The organism is Streptomyces neyagawaensis, from assembly GCF_023516595.1.
GTDB classification, from domain to species: domain Bacteria; phylum Actinomycetota; class Actinomycetes; order Streptomycetales; family Streptomycetaceae; genus Streptomyces; species Streptomyces neyagawaensis.
The window spans coordinates 1-3468 of the sequence record NZ_JAMGBG010000211.1; the positions used below are offsets into that span (position 1 = coordinate 1).

Annotated in this window: 4 protein-coding genes; all 4 read right to left on the bottom strand. The window is 69.5% G+C overall.

Annotated elements, in window-relative coordinates; all coding sequences use genetic code 11:
• The coding region (locus M8J73_RS43695) for an FtsW/RodA/SpoVE family cell cycle protein (RefSeq protein WP_249829889.1) at positions 1-836 on the bottom strand (836 nt) is incomplete at its 3' end.
• A 27-nt stretch (positions 837-863) separates the two neighbouring features.
• Complete coding sequence (locus M8J73_RS43700; RefSeq protein WP_206187811.1) at positions 864-2393, bottom strand: Stp1/IreP family PP2C-type Ser/Thr phosphatase; 1530 nt, start codon at positions 2391-2393, stop codon at positions 864-866.
• A 128-nt stretch (positions 2394-2521) separates the two neighbouring features.
• Positions 2522-3043, bottom strand: coding sequence for an FHA domain-containing protein FhaB/FipA (locus tag M8J73_RS43705; protein WP_055538165.1), 522 nt, complete (start codon positions 3041-3043; stop codon positions 2522-2524).
• A gap of 10 nt (positions 3044-3053) precedes the next feature.
• The coding region (locus tag M8J73_RS43710) for an FHA domain-containing protein (protein ID WP_249829890.1) at positions 3054-3468 on the bottom strand (415 nt) is incomplete at its 5' end.

Genomic DNA, 3468 nt, shown 5'->3' on the forward strand with positions numbered 1-3468 from the left:
CTGGTTCGCTCGGTGGCCACGTAAAGCATGATCACGAACATGCCGAAGAACAGCAGCGACGAACCGAGGTCGTTCTCGAAGATGAGGATGAGCAGGCTGACGGCCCAGATCGTGATGATTGGGCCAAGGTCACGGCCGCGCGGCAGGTACAGGCCCATGAAACGGCGGCTGGCCAGTGCCAGGGCGTCCCGCTTCACCATGAGGTAGCCCGAGAAGAAGATGGCGAGAATGATCTTCGCGAACTCGCCCGGCTGGATCGTGCCCACGCCGGGAATCCTGATCCAGATCTTGGCGCCGAACGTGTCGTCGCCGAGGCCGGGCACGAGAGGCAGGACGAGGAGCACCAGTGCGACGGCCATCGAGATGTACGTGTAGCGCTGCAGGATGCGGTGGTCCTTGAGGAAGATGACGACCACGACGAACAGCGCGAGGCCCAGAGCCGAGAACAGCAGCTGCTTCGGGGCCGACGGCGTGAAGGCGCCGAAGGCGTTCTCGGCGAGGTTCTGAAGCCGCTCAGATTGGTCCAGGCGCCAGATGAACACCAGCCCCAGCCCGTTGAGCAGTGTGGCCAGCGGCAACAGCAAAGGGTCCGCGTAAGCCGCGAACCTGCGTACGACGACATGGCCGATGCCGGCCAACAGGCCCATGCCGAGGCCGTAGCCCAGTAGGCCGGTGGGTACTTCGTCGTTGATGGCGAGACCCACGTTGGCGTAGGCGAACACCGGAATGACGACCGCGAAAGCCAGCAGTGCCAGTTCGGTGTTGCGGCGGCTCGGCGCGCCGATCGCGCCGATCGTGGACGTGTGCTGCGTCGACGTGTTGGTAGTACTGCTCATCGTGTGCGTGGGCCCCTCGCGGCTTGCCTACTGCTCACCGCACCGCGAGACCAGCTTCTGCTCCTCCTCCGAGAGGCTGGGGCCGGCTGACGGTGTGGGTGTGGACTTGGTCGGGCTCGGGGACGTCGATGGCGTCGACGTCGGGGACGGTGTGGCCTTGGACGTGAGGGAGGTCTTCGTGGTTCCCGTGGTGCCCCCGGCCTCACCCGCACCGGTCTTGGCGTTGTTGTCCGCCGCCTCGCGGCGCTCGGCGTTCTTCTTGCACGCCGACGCCTGGGTGGCCAGTTCGTCGATCTTCTTCTTGGCGTTGTCCAGACCGCCCTCGGCGATCGTGGCCTCGACAAGCTTCTGCTGGTACGGCGGCAGGTACTTGAGTTCGATCTCGGGGTGGTCCTTCTCCACCTTCGAGAGCGAGATCCAGGCCAGGTCCTGGCTGATGCCGCGGTACAGCGCGACATGGTCGGCGTTGGCGCCGACGTAGTACTGCGTCTGCGTCCAGCGGTACCCGCCGTAGAGGCCCCCGCCGATCACGGCGAGGCCGAGGATGCCGAAGAAGGATCTCTTGAGCCAACGGCCCTTCTTGCGGGGCTTGACGAAGTCGGTGTCGGAGTAGTTCCCGAAGCTGCCGGCCGGCATGTACCCGGTGGTGTCGCCGGAGCCGGGCGGCCCGAACTCACCGCCGCCACCCTGCGCGTGCCCCTGGCGGCCGAGCCCGGAGGCGCGGCCGGCGGGGGTCTGCATGATGCCGTTGTCCTGGAGGTGGAGCTGGTTCTCGGCGACCGCGCCCACCACGACCGGGGTGTCGTGGAGCTGGCCGGCGAGGGTGTCGCCCGTGTCGAGGTCGAGGACGTCGGCGACGATGACCGTGATGTTGTCGGGGCCGCCGCCGCGCAGTGCGAGCTCGATCAGCTGCTGGACGGTCTCCTCGGGGCCCTGGTAGCTGGCGAGGGTGTCCTCCATCGTCTGGTGGGACACCACGCCGGACAGGCCGTCGGAGCAGATCAGGTACCGGTCGCCGGCGCGGACCTCACGGATGGAGAGGTCGGGCTCGACGTGGTCGCCGCTGCCCAGCGCGCGCATCAGCAGGGAGCGCTGCGGGTGGGTCGTGGCCTCTTCCTCGGTGATGCGGCCCTCGTCGACCAGGCGCTGCACCCAGGTGTGGTCCTGGGTGATCTGGGTGAGGACGCCGTCGCGCAGGAGGTAGGCGCGGGAGTCGCCGACGTGGACGAGACCGAGACGCTGGCCGGTCCACAGCAGGGCGGTGAGCGTGGTGCCCATGCCCTCCAGCTGGGGGTCCTCCTCGACCATGGCGCGCAGCTGTTCGTTGGCGCGCTGCACGGCGGTGCCGAGGGAGGTCAGGATGTCGGAGCCGGGGATGTCGTCGTCGAGCGTGACCAGGGTGGAGATCACCTCGGAGGAGGCGACCTCGCCGGCCGCCTGGCCGCCCATGCCGTCGGCGATCGCGAGCAGCCGCGGGCCGGCGTAGCCGGAGTCCTCGTTGCCCTCACGGATCATGCCTTTGTGCGATCCGGCGGCGAAGCGCAGTGACAGACTCATGCGCACCTCGCCCGTCGGCTCCGGGTACATCCGCACGGTGCCCACCCTCCGGTCGGGAGCGCGCCGGGGGCCCTGGTGGGGACCACCGCTGCGTGCTCGCTCCGCTCGCGCCTATTCATGATGTAGCACTACTTCCGCAGCTCGATGACGGTCTTGCCGATGCGGATCGGCGCGCCCAGCGGGATCGGCGTGGGAGTCGTCAGTCGGTTCCGGTCGAGATACGTGCCGTTGGTGGACCCCAGGTCCTCGACGATCCACTGGCCGTCGCGGTCCGGGTAGATCCGGGCGTGCCGGCTGGAGGCGTAGTCGTCGTCCAGCACGATCGTGGAGTCGTGCGCGCGGCCCAGGGTGATGGTCTGGCCCTGCAGCGCGACGGTCGTCCCCGTCAGCGTGCCCTCGCTGACGACGAGCTTGGTGGGGGCGTTGCGCCCGCGGCGGCCACCGGTGGCGGCGGGCTGCTGGCCGCGCTGCTGCGGTGGCGCGGCCTGCCGGGCGGCGTTCTGCGGCCGCGCGTTCTCTCGGCGCGACCCCCGCTGGGTGACGCGCGTACCGAACAGGTCGCTGCGGATGACCTGCACGGCCACGATCACGAACAGCCACAGTACGGCCAGGAACCCCAGCCGCATGACCGTGAGGGTCAGCTCTGACATTGCCCCCGCTTCACCCTTCGGCTTGCCGGTAAATGATGGTGGTGCTGCCCACGACGATCCGCGAGCCGTCGCGGAGCGTAGCGCGGGTGGTGTGCTGCCCGTCCACCACGATGCCGTTGGTGGACCCGAGATCCTGGATCGTCGAGGGCGTTCCGGTCCGGATCTCGCAGTGCCGGCGGGACACGCCGGGGTCGTCGATCCGCACGTCGGCTTCGGTGCTGCGGCCCAGCACCAGCGTCGGGCGGGAGATCTGATGGCGGGTGCCGTTGATCTCGATCCAGTAGCGCGTGCGTCCAGCAGCGCCCGGGGCTGCCCCGGCGCGCTGGAGGTAGGGGGCCGAGCCGGGACGGCCGCCGGGCGGCGGCGTGGCCGGCATGGGCGGGGCGCCGGCGGGCGCGCCGGTGGGCGGGTAGCCGTAGCCGCCG

What these genes read in the sequence shown, in the direction of transcription:
- M8J73_RS43700 (WP_206187811.1), bottom strand. Translation starts at nt 2,393, where the DNA reads ATGAGTCTGTCACTGCGCTTCGCCGCCGGATCGCACAAAGGCATGATC.
- M8J73_RS43705 (WP_055538165.1), bottom strand. Translation starts at nt 3,043, where the DNA reads ATGTCAGAGCTGACCCTCACGGTCATGCGGCTGGGGTTCCTGGCCGTA.